Raw genomic sequence first — 14,323 nt, 5'->3', positions numbered from 1 at the left:
GGATTGTGCCACCGCGACCGGGCGGCTCAGGCGGTCACCAGCGCGGTGATGTCGGAGCGTTCGGTCTGCACCGGGCGCCCGGTGATCAACTCGCCGTTCGCGACGTAGCCCTCCTCGCGGCCGTCCAGGTAGTTGATCAAGCGCCCGCGCCAGTCGTCGATCTCGGCGGACCGGGTCGGGTCGTCGATCAGGTTGTGCAACTCCTGCGGGTCCTCCTCGAGATCGAAGAACTGCTCGATCCCCTTCGCGGAAGCCCAGAGATACTTGCGTTTCCCGTCGGTGACCCAGTGCAGCGACTGATCGAAGTGGGTGTGCTCGCCGTGCAGGTCGCGGCGCCACACCTCGGGCGCCGGGGTCCCGGTGACGAACGGCTTCAGGCTGGCGCCGTCCACCGTGTCCGGCGCCTCGACGCCGGCGAAGTCGAGCACGGTCGGCATGATGTCGCGCAGCTCGGTGACCTCGGTGATCACCTGGCCGCGCGGTGCGTCCGGCGCGAACCGCGGCGCCGGCCGCACGATCAGCGGTACGTGAGCGCTGCCCTCGAAGCCGACCGACTTCCGGTACATGTCGTGATCACCCATCATGTCGCCGTGATCGGACGTGAAGATGATCACCGTGTCGTCGAGCAGCTCGTAGTCGGCGAGCCCCTCGAACAGCCGGTTCAGCTGCATGTCGATGTGGGTGATCAGGCCGTAGTAGCCGGTCACCGTGCGGTGGTGGGTCTCCGGGTCGAGCCGGCCGAACTTGGTCTGGTGGTAGTTGTCCCGCCGGAACTCCTCGAACGCGCCGGCCCAGTCGCCGCGCGGCGGGTCGGTCCGGGGCCGGTCGATGTACTGATCCCAGGCCCACTGCGGCGGGTTGAACGGCGCGTGCGGCCGGTGGAACGAGACGTAGCTGAAGAACGGCACCGTCGGGTCGCGCCGCTGCAGCCAGTCCAGCGTCTCGTGCACCACCCAGTTGGTCGGGTGCAGGTATTCGTCCCGGTTCCACGGCATCGCCAGCTGCGAGTTGCAGCCCAGCCCGTCGTCGAAGTAGTCGGCGTGCGCATCCATCCCGGGCTGCCGGCGCAGCCAGGTCAGGTAGTCGTCGTTCGACTCCAGGTGCCGGCCGCCGGCCCGCCGGCCGAAATGCAGGAACCCGTCGTGCAGCCGTACGTCGTCGAAGCCGCACCGGGACCGCTCCGGGAACACGTGCATCTTGCCGATCGCCTGGGTCTGGTAGCCCTGCTCGCGCAGCACCCCCTGCATCGTGACCGGATGCGCCTGCGTGAACGGGACCCCGTCGCGATAGCCGTACCGGCCGTGCCGTTCCTGCGACTGGCCGGTGAACAGCGCCACCCGCGCCGGTACGCAGGTCGGCGTCGCCGAGTAGGTCCGGGCGAACCGGGTGCCCTCGTCGGCGATCTCGTCCAGGTGCGGCGTCTTCACCACCGGATGGCCCGCCCCGGACAGGGCGTCGCCGCGCATCTGGTCAACGCAGATCAACATCACGTTCGGCCGGTCCAGCTTGCGGCTGCGACTTCCCGAGGCTCGCGTACTCGGGGCATACGGCACTGACACAGTCAGATCTCCTCTTGTCTCATCCCTTGATCGCTCCGGCGATGCTTTCGACGAAGAACCGTTGCAGGACCAGGAACATGATCACGATCGGCAGCATGGCGATCGTCGACGCCGCCGTCATCACGCCCCAGTCGGCGAAGTAGTCGTTCCGGAGAGCGTAGACGCCGACCGCGAGCGTCTGCAGTTCGGGCCGGGTCAGGGTGAGCACCAGGGGCAGCAGGAAGGAGTTCCAGGACTGCATGAACTGCAAGATCACGGCGGTCGCGGTGACCGGCTTGGCCAGCGGCAGGTAGACCGACGCGAAGATGCGCAGGAAGCCGGCGCCGTCGACCCGGGCCGCCTCCTCGAGTTCGCGCGGCAGTTGGGAGAAGTAGCCGGCGAACAGCAGCACCTGGACCACACCGACACCGCCGGCCTCGGCCAGCGTCACGCCCCACAACGACCCGGACAGTCCGAGCGCGTCGATCAGGTCGTAGATCGGGATGATCGTGTACCCCTCCGGCAGGAAGATCGCCAGCGCGAAGATCGCGATCACCCATTTCTTGCCGACGAACCGGTAGCGGCCGAGGGCGTACCCCATCAGGGCGGCGACGGTGACCGAGATGACGATCGAGCCGGCGGTGACGAAGACCGAGTTGAAGAAGAACCGGCCCATGTCGGCCTCGGTCCAGGCCCGGGTCCAGTTGCCGATCCGCAGCACCGGGTTGAACGGATTGAGCGAGCCGAAGATCTCGGTGGTGTTCTTGAACGAGGACGACAGGTTCCAGATGAACGGGTAGATCCAGGCCAGGCCGATCAGCAGCAGCACGGCCGACATCACGACCGCCCAGATCTTCTCCCGCCGGGAGAACTGCTTCTGTTTGATCTTGCGCGGCTCGGTCTCCGCCGGGCGCTCGGTGGTCACTGTCGCGGTCATGATCGATCACGACCCTCGGTGCCGAACGTCGCCCGCGCCTCGGCGACCTTGCGCGCCGCCCAGAGCTGGATCACCGTGAAGATCAACGTTGCGACGCCGAAGAAGCAGCCGGCCGCTGACGCGTAACCCAGCCGTGGCACCGAACCCATCTCCGGCTGGAAGGCGGTCTGGTAGATGTAGATCTCGATCAACTGGGTGGAGAAGTACGGCCCGCCGCCGGTCATCGTCCAGACGATGCCGAACGCGTGCAGATTGTCCTTCGCGGTGAGGATGATGATGATCACGGCGAACGGCAACAAGATCGGCAACCGGATGTGCCGCAGGATCCCCCACATCCCGGCGCCGTCGATCCGGGCCGCCTCGATGTAGTCCTGCGGGATGGTCTGCAGGGCGGCCAGCCAGTAGATCATGGTGATGCCGAAGTTCTTCCAGACGTGCACCAGCAGCACGGTCCACAGCGACATGCCCGGGTCGGACAGGAACTCGACCGGCTGCTGAACCAGGCCGGAGCCGACCAGCACGGTGTTCAGCGGGCCGTTGTTGGGGCTGAGCACGAACGTCATCACGACCCCGATCACGGCCGCCGCGGCGGTGACCGGCAGGAAGAACATGGTCCGGAACACCGGCGACAGCCGCATCACCTTCTGGTTCAGTACGATCGCCACCAGCAGCGCCAGGATCACCCGGATCGGCGTACCGACCAGCATGAAGATCGCCGACCGGCCGAACGCCGACCAGAACATCGGGTCCTGCACCAGTTCCGCGTAGTTGTCCAGCCCGACGAACGTCATCTCCTCGGTGAACCCGGACCAGCGCATCGTCGAGAACACCCACGACATGATCATCGGATAGAACGTGAACATCGCTGTCAAGATCAACGCCGGCAACAGGAACAGGTAGCACCAGCGGGCGTTGACCCGCTCGTACCAGCCGCCGACCCGGCGCTGGACCCGCTGCTGCAGGTCACCGACGGTGGGGGCGATCGTCACCGGATCACCCGAGCTCGTCGTAGTCGGCCTTGGTGTAGTCCTTCGTCGGATCCCAGTTCGGGAACTTCCAGTCGTCGATCGAGACCTGGGCGCCCTCCTGGCGCGCGGCCTCGATGGCGGTCTCCAGGGACGCCTGCTGCTTCTCGCCGAACTCGGCGAACAGCTGCTCGGGCGAGCCCTTGAGCTGACCGGTGAAGATGCCGGCCATCAGATCCTGCCAGCGCGGCTGGACCTCCTTGCGGAGCAGCGTCACCTTGGCCACCTCGGGGTTCCGGATGGCCGCCTGCGGCGCCGCCTTCATGATCTTGGCCGCCAGCTCGGACGCCGCCTTCGCGTTCGCGTCCAGCAGGCCGGGTTGGTCGGCGGCGTCGTTGTACTCCTGCTGCAGCGAGACCAGGTTGCCCTCGCTCAAGATCACCAGCATCTTCTGCCCGTCCGGAGTGCCCATGTAGTTGAGGATCTGGCCGGCCACCGTCGGGTACTTGGTCTTGGCGTACACCCACGGGTTGTTGGCGCCGGTCTGCGCGAACGGCACCACCCAGTCGGTGTTGCCGTCCGGGCTCGGCACCGGGCCCATCGCGTACTTCCAGTCCGGCGCGTTCCGCTTCCAGGCCGGGATGTCCCACGGCCCGTTGAAGATCATGCCCGCCTTGCCGGCCGGCATCTGGGCCCGCCCGTCGGCGATCTTGAGGCTGAGGAAGCCCGGCACGACGAGCTTGTCGGTGACCAGCTTCTGCAGGAACTCGAACGCCTGCATCACTTGCGGGGCATCGTAGACGTATCTCCCGTCGGCCAGGTCCATCCCGGTCACGGCACGCCAGCCGGCACTCTGCGCCAGCATCTCGACCACACCGGCCAGGCTGTCCGAGCCGATGATCATGCCGACCTTGCCGGAGTCGACGACCTTCTTCAGCGCGGCGTGGAGATCGTCCCAGGTCTTGATCTCGTTGACCGGGTCGTCGTAGCCGGCCGCGGCCAGGTTGGCCGTGTCGTAGAACGACATGAAGGTGAGCCGCCGGTCCGAGCTCAGCGGGAACGAGTAGATCTTGTCGTTGAAGATGTGCACGCCGGGCACGAAGGCCGTTTCGGGGAAGTAGCCCCGCCAGGTCTCGAAGTCGGGGATCACCTCGTCCAGCGGCTGCACCCAGCCCTCGTTGACCGCGGTCGCCGCCGGCACGTTGTTGGGCACCGCGAAGATGTCCGGGGCGCTGCCGTTGCGGATGCCAAGCGGGACCACCTGGTTCACGGTCTCCCAGCCGCTGCCCTGGTAGTCGGTCTTGATGTGAGGATGCTTCTCGGTGAACGCGGCCAGCACGGCCTTCTCGTACACGGACTTGAGGTCGCCGCTGTCGCACCAGCGGAACGTGACGTCCTCGGTCGGCAGCTCGGTGCCGTAGTCCGGGATCGTGATCTCGGACCCGCCCGGCGCCTCGGGTGCCGGCCCCTGGCCGGTGTCGACCTGGCATCCCACCAGGGTGGCCGCGCCGACCGCGGACAGCCCGCCGATCAGCGTCCGGCGGCTCAATCGGGTTGTCATCGTCTGACTCCTCTGCATGGAAGCTGATGGTGAAGCGTCTCGCCAAAATTCCCCATTATCCTAGTAGGCATTAATGGGTATCGGCTGCGCTGTCTCATCGAGCCGATCAGGCTCATCGGGCTTGCCATGACCCGGCTCCTTTGCCGTAGTTTGGTTATGCGCATCACCAAACCTGATCGCCGGGTCGATGTCAACCGGTCGGACGGCAGATCTCGGTTACGATCCGGCAGACGGTGGTGGGAGGAGCGGACATGGCACAGCAGCGGAACGGGCGTCCGAGCACCCAGGCCGACGTGGCCAGGCTGGCCGGCGTCTCGGTCGCCACCGTGTCGTACGTCGCCAACGGCTACCGGCCCGGCCGGAAGAACCCTGCGACCCCCGAGATCACCGCCCGGGTGACCGAGGCGATGCGCCGGCTGGACTACCGGCCGCGGCGGGCCGGCCGGGTGCTGGCCCGGAACCGGACCGACCTGGTCGCCGTCGTCGCGTACTCGCCGTTCAATCCGTGGGCGACGGACCTGATCACGGAGATCGAGGAGATCGCGGCCGAGCGCGGGCTCGGCATGATCATCCTGCGCTATGGCCACACCGAGAAGGCCATCGAGCGGGTGGAGAGCCTGCTCACCGACGGCATCGCCGATGCCGCGGTGATCCTGGGCTCGAAGGCGTTCTCGACAGCACGGGCGCAGCGGATCGGCAGCCGGGTGCCGACCTTGATCACCGGCGAGTGGTACCGGCCGCGCCGGTTCGACGTGATGATCCAGCATGAGGCCGCGGCGGTCCGGTCCGCCGCCGAGCACCTGATCCGGAGCGGGGTCCGGCGACCCGCCTATCTCGCCGTACCGGTCGGAGACCTCCGGCACCGGACCGACGCCTTCGTGGAGACGTTCCGCGAGCACGGCTTCCCGGACTCCGCGATCACCATCGTCGGCCGCGAGCACGAACTGAGCGGGTTCCTGGACTCCCGCCGCGAAGCCGTCGAACTGCTCGACCAACCGGCGAAGCGCCGACCGGACGCGATCATGGCCCACTCGGACCGGGCCGCGATCTCCGCCGTCTGGGCCGCCATGCAACTGGGCATCTCGGTGCCGGACCAGCTCAAGATCATCGGGAACGGCAACATCCTGGAGGGCACCGAGATCACTCCGGCGCTGACCACGATCGGGACCGACACCAGCGCCTACCGGCCGATGCTGGAACGCCTGCTGGATCGGATCGAGGCGCCGGAGACTCCGGCCCGGACGATCGCGGTTCCCTGGCGGCTGATCATCCGCGGCACCGCCTGAGGCCACGAAGGAGACCCATGCCGAGACCGCATATCGTGATCTTCAACCCCGATCAGTGGCGCGGCGACGTGCTGGGCCATGTCGGCAACCCTGCCGCCGTCACGCCGAACCTTGATCAACTGGTGGCGACCGACGGGGTCAGCTTCCGCAACGCGTTCTGCCAGAACCCCGTGTGTACGCCGAGCCGCTGCTCGTTCATGAGCGGCTGGTATCCGCACGTCCGCGGCCACCGCACCATGCACCACATGATGCGTCCGGACGAACCGGTGCTGCTGCGGACACTGAAGGAGAACGGCTACTTCGTCTGGTGGGGCGGCAAGAATGATCTTGTCCCGGCCCAGTCCGGCTTCGACGCGTACTGCCACGTCAAGCACCGGCCCGACCCGGAGTCGGTGCGACCGATGTTCGCGATGGACCGGCAGGCCGAGTGGCGCGGTGAGCCGGGCTCCGACACGTACTACTCCTTCCACGTCGGACGGCTGCCGACCGAGCAGGGCCACCATTACCCGGATAGCGATTGGGCCCACGTCCACGCGGCGATCGACCTGATCCACCGCTGGGCCGACCAAGATCACGACTCGGACGAAGCGCTCTGCCTCTATCTGCCGCTCACCTACCCGCACCCGCCGTACGGGGTCGAGGAGCCGTGGTTCTCCATGATCGATCCGGACCTGCTGCCGGCACGGACGACCGGGCCGGATCCGGCGTCGGCCGGCGAGCCGGCGATGCTGGCCGGGATCCGTTCCAGACAAGGGCTGACCGACTGGACCGAGGACCGCTGGCGAGAGCTGCGGGCCACCTACTACGGGATGTGCGCGCGTGTCGATCACCAGCTCGGGCTGGTGCTCCAGGCGCTGCGGGACGCCGGGATGTACGACGACACGGCGTTGTTCTTCTTCTCCGATCATGGTGACTTCACCGGCGACTACGGCCTGGTCGAGAAGACCCAGAACACGTTCGCCGACTGCCTGACCCGAGTACCGTTGATCATCAAGCCGCCCGCGTCCGTACCCACCGAAGTCGGGGTCCGGCATGCCCTGGTCGAGTTGACCGACGTGCCGGCCACGGTCGAGGCACTGACCGGGATCACGCCCGGGCACACCCATTTCGGGCGGTCGCTGCTTCCGGTGATCAGCGGCGCCGTCGAAGATCATCGCGACGCGGTCTTCTGCGAGGGCGGCCGGTTGCGCGGCGAGCGGCAGGCGATGGAGTTGGAGAGCTCGGCGTCGGACGACCCGACCGGCCTCTACTGGCCGCGGCTGTCGCTGCAGGCCGGGGACGGACCCGAGCACGGCAAGGCCGCCATGTGCCGGACCGCCGACCACAAGTACGTGCACCGGCTCTACGAGACCGACGAGCTCTACGATCTTCGGGCCGACCCGGCCGAGACCCGCAACGTGATCAACGATCCCGGCTACGCCGACGTCGCGCGCACCCTGTCACTGCGGCTGCTCGCCTGGTACCAGGAGACCGCCGACGCCGTACCGCACCGGACGGATCGGCGTTAACCGAACGTTCCCCGAACAACCGGCTAGCGCAGCAGGTTGCGGGCGATCACCAGGCGCTGGATCTGGTTCGTCCCCTCGAAGATCTGCGGCGCCTTCGCCTCCCGCATATACCGCTCGGCCGGGAAGTCACGCGTGTAGCCGTAGCCGCCGAGCACCTGAACGGCGTCGGTGGTCACCCGCATCGCCGCGTCGGTCGCGGTCAGCTTGGCCACCGCCGCGTCGCGGGTGAAGTCGAGGCCCGCGTCGCGCTTGCGGGCCGCGTGCAGGTAGGTGGCGCGGGCCGTGTCGACCGCCGCCGCCATCTCGGCCAGCAGGAACTGCAGTCCCTCGAACTCGGCGATCGGCCGGCCGAACTGGACCCGCTCCTTGGCGTAGCCGACCGCACAGTCGAGGGCCGCCCGGGCCAACCCGGTCGCACAGGCGGCGATGCCGAGCCGGCCGGAATCCAAGGCGGACAAGGCGATCCGCATGCCGTCGCCCTCGGCGCCGATCCGCCGGTCCGCATCCACCCGGACCGCGTCGAAGTAGACCTGGGCGGTCGGCGAGGCGGTCAGTCCCATCTTGCGTTCCGGCGTTCCACTGCTCAGGCCCACCGCGTCGGCCGGCACCAGGAAGCAACTGATCCCGCGCTTCGGATCCACGCCGGTCCGCGCGAACGTGACGTAGTAGTCGGCCACCCCGGCATGGCTGATCCAGGCCTTCGTGCCGTCCAGTTGGTAGCCGCCGTTGTCCCGCTTGGCCCGGGTGGTCATCGCCGAGATGTCGGACCCGGCCGACGCCTCCGAGAGCGCGTACGCCCCGAGCAGGTCGCCCTTGATCAGTTCCGGCAGCCACCGCTCGATCTGCTCCGGCGTTCCGTGCCGCGCCAGCACCGAACACGTCATCACATGCACCGAGACACCGACGCCGACCGACATCCAGGACGCCGCGACCTCCTCCAACGCCTGCAGATAGACCTCGTAGGGCTGGTCCAGGCCGCCGAAGCGTTCCGGATAAGGCATTCCGAGCAGCCCGGTCTCACCAAGCAGCCGGAACGCGTCCCGCGGGAACTCACCCGCTTCCTCCGCCGCCGACGCCCGCGGCGCCAACTGCTCGCGGGCGATCTCCGCCACCAGGCCGACCAGGTCCGCAGCCTCCGGTGTTGGCAGCAGCCGCTCCACCGCCATGATGCATCGCTCCTCTTTGTGTGAACCAAAGGGAACGGGCCCCTTGGGATCCCTCGCGCGCTGGGCGAGCGGACCGGCGTCCTCTCACCAAACGGTACTGAGAAGAGTACGCCAGTACCGCATCAGTTCCCGAGTAGGCTGATTCAGTGATCCCGTTGCTCTCTGGCTCGCACGCCCGCCAGCTGACCCGGCGGCAGGGGCAGCTTCGCGATCAACTCGTTCGGCTGGTCCTCGCCGAGGGTTTCTCGACCTTCACGATGGATCAGTTCGCTGCCCGGCTGCGCTGCTCCAAGCGCACCCTCTACACGCTGGCGCAGAGCAAGGAACAGCTGGCAACGCTGGCGGTACGGGAGTTCTTCCGCGCGGCGACGGAACAGGTCGAGGCGGCGATCCGCCGAGTCCGCCAGCCCGCCCGCCGAGTGGTGGCCTACCTGCAGGCGGTGGCCGCGGCCCTGGCTCCGGCGTCGCGAGAGTTCCACGACGATGTCGCCGCGTTCCGGCCGGCCCGCGAGATCTATCAGCGCAACACCGAGGCTGCGGCGCAGCGGGTCCGGGAGTTGATCGACGACGGCCGGCGAGCCGGCGCGTTCCGCAACGTTCCGACAGCGTTCATCGCCGAGGTGATCGCGGCCACCATGCAGCGGATCACCAGCGGCGAGATCCAGGCGTCGACCCGGCTGTCCGACGCCGCCGCGTACACGGAGCTGGCCCGGCTCGTGGTGGCTGCCGTACGACGGTAGTGGGCGGGCACTCGGCCAATTACGCTTCGGGCATGGACGACGACCTGCATCAACTGGGCGAGGACCTGGTCACCACCTCGGCCCGGATCATGCGGTGGACGCCCAAGGACGGCTATTCCCTGAGTCTCGCGTCGGCCCGGATCCTGGCCCGGCTGATCGACAACGGGCCGACCCGGATCAGCGTCCTCGCCGCGCTGGAACGGTCCTCCCAGCCGACCATCACCAACCACGTGAAGCGGCTCGAGGCCGAGGGGCTGGTCCGCCGCGACACCGACGCCGCGGACGCCCGGGTCTGGGTGATCACCGCGACCGACGAGGGGCGCCGCCAGATGCAGGCGATGCGGCACCAGCTCGGCACCAACGTCGAGCCGTATCTCGCCGAACTCTCCGAGGCGGACCGAGCCAAGCTCCGGGAGGGGCTCGCCGTGATGCTGAAACTGATGTCTCTGCGCCGCCACTAGGCCACTAAGCTTGGCGGGTGCTTCGCTTCTACGACTCGGCTACCCGGCAGATCCGGGCCTTCGACCCGGTGGAACCCGGGAAGGTCTCGATCTACCACTGTGGGCTGACCGTGCAGAGTGCGCCGCACCTGGGCCACATCCGCAAGGAGGTCAACTTCGACGTCCTGCGGCGCTGGCTGACGTACCGCGGGTTCGAGGTGACCGTGATCGCGAACGTCACCGACATCGAGGACAAGATCTTGATCAAGTCCGCCGAGGCCGGGCGGCCCTGGTTCGCGCATGCGTACCGCTTCGAGCGGGAGTTGCACGACGCGTACGCGGCGCTGGGCTGCCTGCCGCCGACGTACGAGCCGCGGGCGACCGGGCACATCCCGGAGATGATCGAGTTGATCACCGCGCTGATCGACCGCGGGCACGCCTACCCGGCCGCGGACGGCTCCGGCGACGTCTACTTCGACGTCCGGTCCTGGCCGGACTACGGCTCCCTGTCCGGACAGCGGATCGAGGACATGGAACCCGACCCCGATCACGACTTCCCGGGCAAGCGGGACCCGCGCGACTTCGCACTCTGGAAGGGCTACAAGCCCGAGGAGCCGGCCACCGCGTCCTGGCCGACCCCGTGGGGTCGCGGCCGGCCCGGCTGGCACATCGAGTGCTCGGCGATGGCCGGCAAGTACCTCGGCGACGAGTTCGACATCCACGGCGGCGGGCTCGACCTGCGCTTTCCGCACCACGAGAACGAACTGGCCCAGTCGACCGCGGCCGGCCAGAAGTTCGCCCGGATCTGGATGCACAACGCCTGGGTCACCGCGGCCGGCGAGAAGATGAGCAAGTCGCTCGGCAACGGTGCGCTGGTCTCGGAGGTGATCAAGCGGCACTCGCCGCGGGCGGTGCGGTTCTACCTTGTGCAGCCGCACTACCGGTCCGCGATCGAGTACGCGGACGCGTCGGTCGGCGAGGCGGCCGCCTCGCTGGCCCGGATCGATCATTTCGTCGAACGGGCCGCCGAGCTGGTCGGTCCGGTCGAAGATCAGGTTCCGGACGAGTTCGCCGCCGCGATGGATGATGATCTTGGTACGGCCGGCGCCGTCGCGGTGATCTTCAACACCGTCCGGGACGGCAACTCCGCGATCACGGCCGGTGATCTTGATCAGGTGGCCCAGCTGTCCGGCCAGGTGCGCGGCATGCTCGCCGTGCTCGGGCTGGCGGCGGACGACCCGATCTGGGGTGCGGCTCCTGGTGATCAGGACCGTTATCGCCGGGTGATCGACGGTCTGGTGGCCGAGTTGATCAAGCAGCGCGCCGAGGCCCGGGGGCGCAAGGACTATGCGGCAGCGGACGCGATCCGCTCGTCGCTGACCGGTCTCGGGGTCGAGTTGACCGACACACCCGACGGGACCCGGTGGACCCTGCGGGCCGCCGCACCCACGACGCCGACGGAGGACTGAGGACAGATGCCGGGCAACAGCCAACGCAAGGGAGCCGTGCGGCGCAAGGGCAAGGGACGTACCGCGGGCTCCGGCGGCCGGGTCCGGCGCGGCCTCGAGGGCAAGGGCCCGACGCCGAAGGCCGAGGACCGTCCGTACCACCCCGCGCACAAGGCGAAGCTGGCCCGGAACCGGGCCCAGGCCGGGCGGCCGGACCGCGGCCCGGACCGGAAGCGGTCCGGCGGCGCCGACTGGGTGGTCGGCCGCAACCCGGTGCTGGAGGCGCTGCAGGCGGGCGTGCCGGTGAAGACCGGCTACATCGCCGACGGCGCGGACCGGGACGACCGGCTCCGGGAGATCCTCCGGCTCGCCGCCGAACAGCATCTGCCGCTGCTCCAGGTGAGCCGGTCCGAACTGGACCGGCTGACCGCCGACGCCGTGCACCAGGGCGTCGCGCTGCAGTTGCCCGAGTACAACTACGCGCATCCGGACGACCTGCTGGAGCAAGTCCTGGACGCCGGCGACCGCGGCCTCGCCGTGGCGCTGGACGGAGTGTCAGACCCCCGCAACCTCGGCGCGATCGTGCGGTCGGCGGCGGCGTTCGGCGCCCAGGGCGTGCTGATCCCGGAACGCCGCGCGGCCGGCATGTCGGCCGCCGCCTGGAAGTCCTCCGCCGGCGCCGCGGCCCGGCTCCCGGTGGCCCGGGCGACGAACCTCAACCGGGCCCTGCGGGCCTATTCCGAGGCCGGGGTCACCCTGGTCGGTCTCGACGCGGGCGGCGAGGCGTCGATCGCCGAGCTGACCGGTGACAACGCCGGCGGCCCGACCATGCTGGTGATCGGCGGCGAGGGCGCCGGGCTGTCCCGGCTGGTCCGGGAGGCCTGCGACGTGATCGCCTCGATCCCCATCGCGGCCGACGTCGAGTCCCTCAACGCGGGGGTTGCCGCCGGGATCGCGCTGTACGAGCTGTCCCGCTCGTAAACGCGTTGCGCGCTCGCCCGCCGCAAGGGCACAGTGTCGGCATGCTCACGTAGGAGAATGATCTTGGTCCGGCCATGCATTCCGACATCCCAGAGGAGGAGTCGCGATGGATTCCCGTCGCTGCACCTGCTGAGAGGGGACGACGCCGAGGCCGGTGCGACGAGATGACACCTACCGGTGGCCATTGGCCTGCGCTGATGGACAGTGGTCAGGACAGTTCTCAAACCTGACAGAGGTTCGGATCCGTACGCGTTCGATCGTTTGAACGTGGCGGTGAAGCAGGAACCGGAAGTAATCGCCCCAGCAGCGGGCGGTGAATCGCGTCCCTCTCTCGTCCAGCCCGGCACCCCGCTTCCGGGGAAGAACCAACGGAACCCTCCGCCTTCGCAGTCGTTTTCCTTCGACCGCGGAGCGGCAGAGTGTCTCGCGAATGCGAAAACCAGTCCTTCACCTGCGCCCATTGCGGCGCCGGGGTTCGCCCGCTCGCCGGCGGCAGCTATCGCAACCACTGTCCGCAGTGCCTGTGGTCGGTGCACGTCGACGTCCGCCCGGGCGACCGCGCCGCCGACTGCGGTGGCCCGATGCGCCCGGTCCGGCTCGTCCAGCCGCGCGGCAAGAGGCTCGCCGTCGTCCACCGATGCCTCACCTGCGGCGTCGAGTCGACCAACCGGCTCGCCGTCGACGACCCGATGCAGCCCGACTGCGCTCTGGCCGTCGCCGATGTTCAGGCCTCGGCGCTGCCGAACCCGATCAGCGGAGCGGCCCCGAACGACTCGCCGCTCGAGCGAGGCGGCCGGCGACGGCGGCCACCGCGTCGGTGAGTTCCGCCGGTTCAAGCACCGTGAACTCGGCCTCGAGCAGGCCGACGTAGACCGCGATCTCGGTCAGCGAGGCCGAGCCGGTCGTCACCTCGCAGCGGCCGTCCGGGAGCGAGGTGACTGCGGCGACGGTCGGCCCGAACACCTCGCGGACCCGTTCCGCGGAGGCCTCGACCAGCAGCCGGCACTGGTAGCGGTACCCACTGGTGGTGATGCCGCGGACCAGGTCGTGCTCCAGATCGTCCGGAAGCGGGCGGGGGACGAACTTCGGTCCGTTCGGGGTCCGCAGCCCGAGCCGGTCCAGCCGGAAGGTACGCCAGTCCGACCGGTCCAGGTCCCAGGCGTAGAGGTACCAGTGGCGGCCGGCGTGCAGCACCCGGTACGGCTCCACGGTGCGCCGGATCTCCGTGCCGTCATGCCGCCGGTACGTCAGCCGCAGCTGGTCATGCTCCTCGACCGCCCGGGCCAGGTCGAGCAGCAGCTCCGGATCCGCCGATCGTCCGCCGCCCGGCAGCGCCCCGATCCCCTTCGAGATCGTGTCCACCCGGCGACGCAGCCGCGACGGCAACACCTGCTTGAGCTTGATCAACGCCCGGATCGCTGCCTCGTCCAGTCCGGCCAGACCGGCCACCGTCGCCTGCTGCAGCCCGACACTCACCGCGATCGCCTCATCGTCCTCGAGCAGCAGCGGCGGCAGCTCAGCGCCGGCCCCCAGCTGGTAGCCGCCGCGGACCCCGGGCAGCGCGCTGACCGGATAACCGAGCCGGCGCAGCCGGTCGACGTCGCGGCGGACCGTACGGTCGGTGACCTCGAGCCGATCGGCCAGCTCGGCGGCCAGCCAGGTCCGCCGGGACTGAAGCAGGGCGAGCAGCCGCAGCAGCCGGCCGGAGGTCTCCAACATGGTCCGAATTCTTCCAGCAATTCCGGACCGAACC

The 14,323-nt window shown here is 68.8% G+C and carries 13 protein-coding genes; 7 read left to right on the top strand and 6 right to left on the bottom strand.

From position 1 onward, the window contains the following. Window positions 1-26: 26 nt before the first annotated feature. Genes BKA15_RS23050 through BKA15_RS23035 form a run of 4 tightly spaced genes read right to left on the bottom strand, consistent with a single transcriptional unit; the run spans window position 27 to window position 5,001 of the window. Complete coding sequence (locus tag BKA15_RS23050) at window positions 27-1,559, bottom strand: arylsulfatase (protein WP_312879221.1); 1,533 nt, start codon at window positions 1,557-1,559, stop codon at window positions 27-29. A gap of 19 nt (window positions 1,560-1,578) precedes the next feature. Then, on the bottom strand, window positions 1,579-2,475 hold the full coding sequence (locus BKA15_RS23045) for a carbohydrate ABC transporter permease (protein WP_246322407.1): 897 nt from the start codon (window positions 2,473-2,475) through the stop codon (window positions 1,579-1,581). Further along, a complete protein-coding gene (locus BKA15_RS35785; RefSeq protein ID WP_218871538.1) occupies window positions 2,472-3,464 on the bottom strand; it encodes a carbohydrate ABC transporter permease in 993 nt (330 codons plus the stop codon). The genes BKA15_RS23045 and BKA15_RS35785 overlap by 4 nt, the downstream gene beginning before the upstream one ends. A 4-nt stretch (window positions 3,465-3,468) precedes the next feature. Then, window positions 3,469-5,001, bottom strand: a complete 1,533-nt coding sequence (locus tag BKA15_RS23035; RefSeq protein ID WP_179754748.1) for an ABC transporter substrate-binding protein — start codon at window positions 4,999-5,001, stop codon at window positions 3,469-3,471. 251 nt (window positions 5,002-5,252) lie between these two features. Between BKA15_RS23035 and BKA15_RS23030 the strand changes: the two genes are divergently transcribed. Both BKA15_RS23030 and BKA15_RS23025 read left to right on the top strand, forming a co-directional pair. Continuing rightward, a complete protein-coding gene (locus BKA15_RS23030; RefSeq protein ID WP_179754746.1) occupies window positions 5,253-6,287 on the top strand; it encodes a LacI family DNA-binding transcriptional regulator in 1,035 nt (344 codons plus the stop codon). A gap of 17 nt (window positions 6,288-6,304) precedes the next feature. Next, window positions 6,305-7,795 (top strand): sulfatase family protein, encoded by a 1,491-nt coding sequence (locus BKA15_RS23025; RefSeq protein WP_179754744.1) that lies wholly within the window; start codon window positions 6,305-6,307, stop codon window positions 7,793-7,795. 23 nt (window positions 7,796-7,818) lie between these two features. Here BKA15_RS23025 and BKA15_RS23020 read toward each other — a convergent pair whose 3' ends face one another. Next, window positions 7,819-8,961: an acyl-CoA dehydrogenase family protein gene (locus BKA15_RS23020; RefSeq protein ID WP_179754742.1), complete on the bottom strand. Its 1,143-nt coding sequence runs from the start codon at window positions 8,959-8,961 to the stop codon at window positions 7,819-7,821. Window positions 8,962-9,107: 146 nt separating this feature from the next. On the opposite strand from BKA15_RS23020, the gene BKA15_RS23015 reads away from it, so the two are divergent. From BKA15_RS23015 to BKA15_RS37345, 5 genes are all read left to right on the top strand, one after another. Next, entirely contained in the window at window positions 9,108-9,701 is a 594-nt protein-coding gene (locus BKA15_RS23015) for a TetR/AcrR family transcriptional regulator (protein ID WP_312879220.1), read from the top strand. 32 nt (window positions 9,702-9,733) lie between these two features. Continuing rightward, window positions 9,734-10,162 carry a MarR family winged helix-turn-helix transcriptional regulator gene (locus tag BKA15_RS23010; RefSeq protein WP_179754740.1) on the top strand — a complete coding sequence of 143 codons (429 nt, stop codon included), beginning with the start codon at window positions 9,734-9,736 and terminating at the stop codon, window positions 10,160-10,162. A gap of 17 nt (window positions 10,163-10,179) precedes the next feature. Further along, complete coding sequence (gene cysS / locus BKA15_RS23005) at window positions 10,180-11,610, top strand: cysteine--tRNA ligase (protein ID WP_179754738.1); 1,431 nt, start codon at window positions 10,180-10,182, stop codon at window positions 11,608-11,610. Window positions 11,611-11,616: 6 nt separating this feature from the next. Then, the gene (rlmB, locus tag BKA15_RS23000; protein ID WP_179754736.1) at window positions 11,617-12,570 is read left to right on the top strand and encodes a 23S rRNA (guanosine(2251)-2'-O)-methyltransferase RlmB; all 954 of its coding nucleotides are present in this window, start codon (window positions 11,617-11,619) and stop codon (window positions 12,568-12,570) included. 419 nt (window positions 12,571-12,989) lie between these two features. Continuing rightward, window positions 12,990-13,391: an RNHCP domain-containing protein gene (locus tag BKA15_RS37345; protein WP_179754734.1), complete on the top strand. Its 402-nt coding sequence runs from the start codon at window positions 12,990-12,992 to the stop codon at window positions 13,389-13,391. On the opposite strand, the gene BKA15_RS22990 is transcribed toward BKA15_RS37345, so the two are convergent. Beyond that, window positions 13,321-14,289 (bottom strand): helix-turn-helix transcriptional regulator, encoded by a 969-nt coding sequence (locus BKA15_RS22990; protein WP_179754731.1) that lies wholly within the window; start codon window positions 14,287-14,289, stop codon window positions 13,321-13,323. The two genes, BKA15_RS37345 and BKA15_RS22990, sit on opposite strands and share 71 nt — an antisense overlap. Between the last annotated feature and the right edge of the window lie 34 nt (window positions 14,290-14,323).

Source organism: Microlunatus parietis, assembly GCF_013407955.1.
In the GTDB taxonomy this organism is placed as follows: domain Bacteria; phylum Actinomycetota; class Actinomycetes; order Propionibacteriales; family Propionibacteriaceae; genus Microlunatus; species Microlunatus parietis.
The sequence above is the reverse complement of the archived record's forward strand: the minus strand, read 5'-3'. Positions and strand labels throughout refer to the sequence as shown.

What these genes read in the sequence shown, in the direction of transcription:
- BKA15_RS22990 (WP_179754731.1), bottom strand. Translation starts at nt 14,289, where the DNA reads ATGTTGGAGACCTCCGGCCGGCTGCTGCGGCTGCTCGCCCTGCTTCAG.
- BKA15_RS23010 (WP_179754740.1), top strand. Translation starts at nt 9,734, where the DNA reads ATGGACGACGACCTGCATCAACTGGGCGAGGACCTGGTCACCACCTCG.
- BKA15_RS23035 (WP_179754748.1), bottom strand. Translation starts at nt 5,001, where the DNA reads ATGACAACCCGATTGAGCCGCCGGACGCTGATCGGCGGGCTGTCCGCG.
- BKA15_RS23025 (WP_179754744.1), top strand. Translation starts at nt 6,305, where the DNA reads ATGCCGAGACCGCATATCGTGATCTTCAACCCCGATCAGTGGCGCGGC.
- rlmB (WP_179754736.1), top strand. Translation starts at nt 11,617, where the DNA reads ATGCCGGGCAACAGCCAACGCAAGGGAGCCGTGCGGCGCAAGGGCAAG.
- BKA15_RS23045 (WP_246322407.1), bottom strand. Translation starts at nt 2,475, where the DNA reads ATGACCGCGACAGTGACCACCGAGCGCCCGGCGGAGACCGAGCCGCGC.
- BKA15_RS23020 (WP_179754742.1), bottom strand. Translation starts at nt 8,961, where the DNA reads ATGGCGGTGGAGCGGCTGCTGCCAACACCGGAGGCTGCGGACCTGGTC.
- BKA15_RS23030 (WP_179754746.1), top strand. Translation starts at nt 5,253, where the DNA reads ATGGCACAGCAGCGGAACGGGCGTCCGAGCACCCAGGCCGACGTGGCC.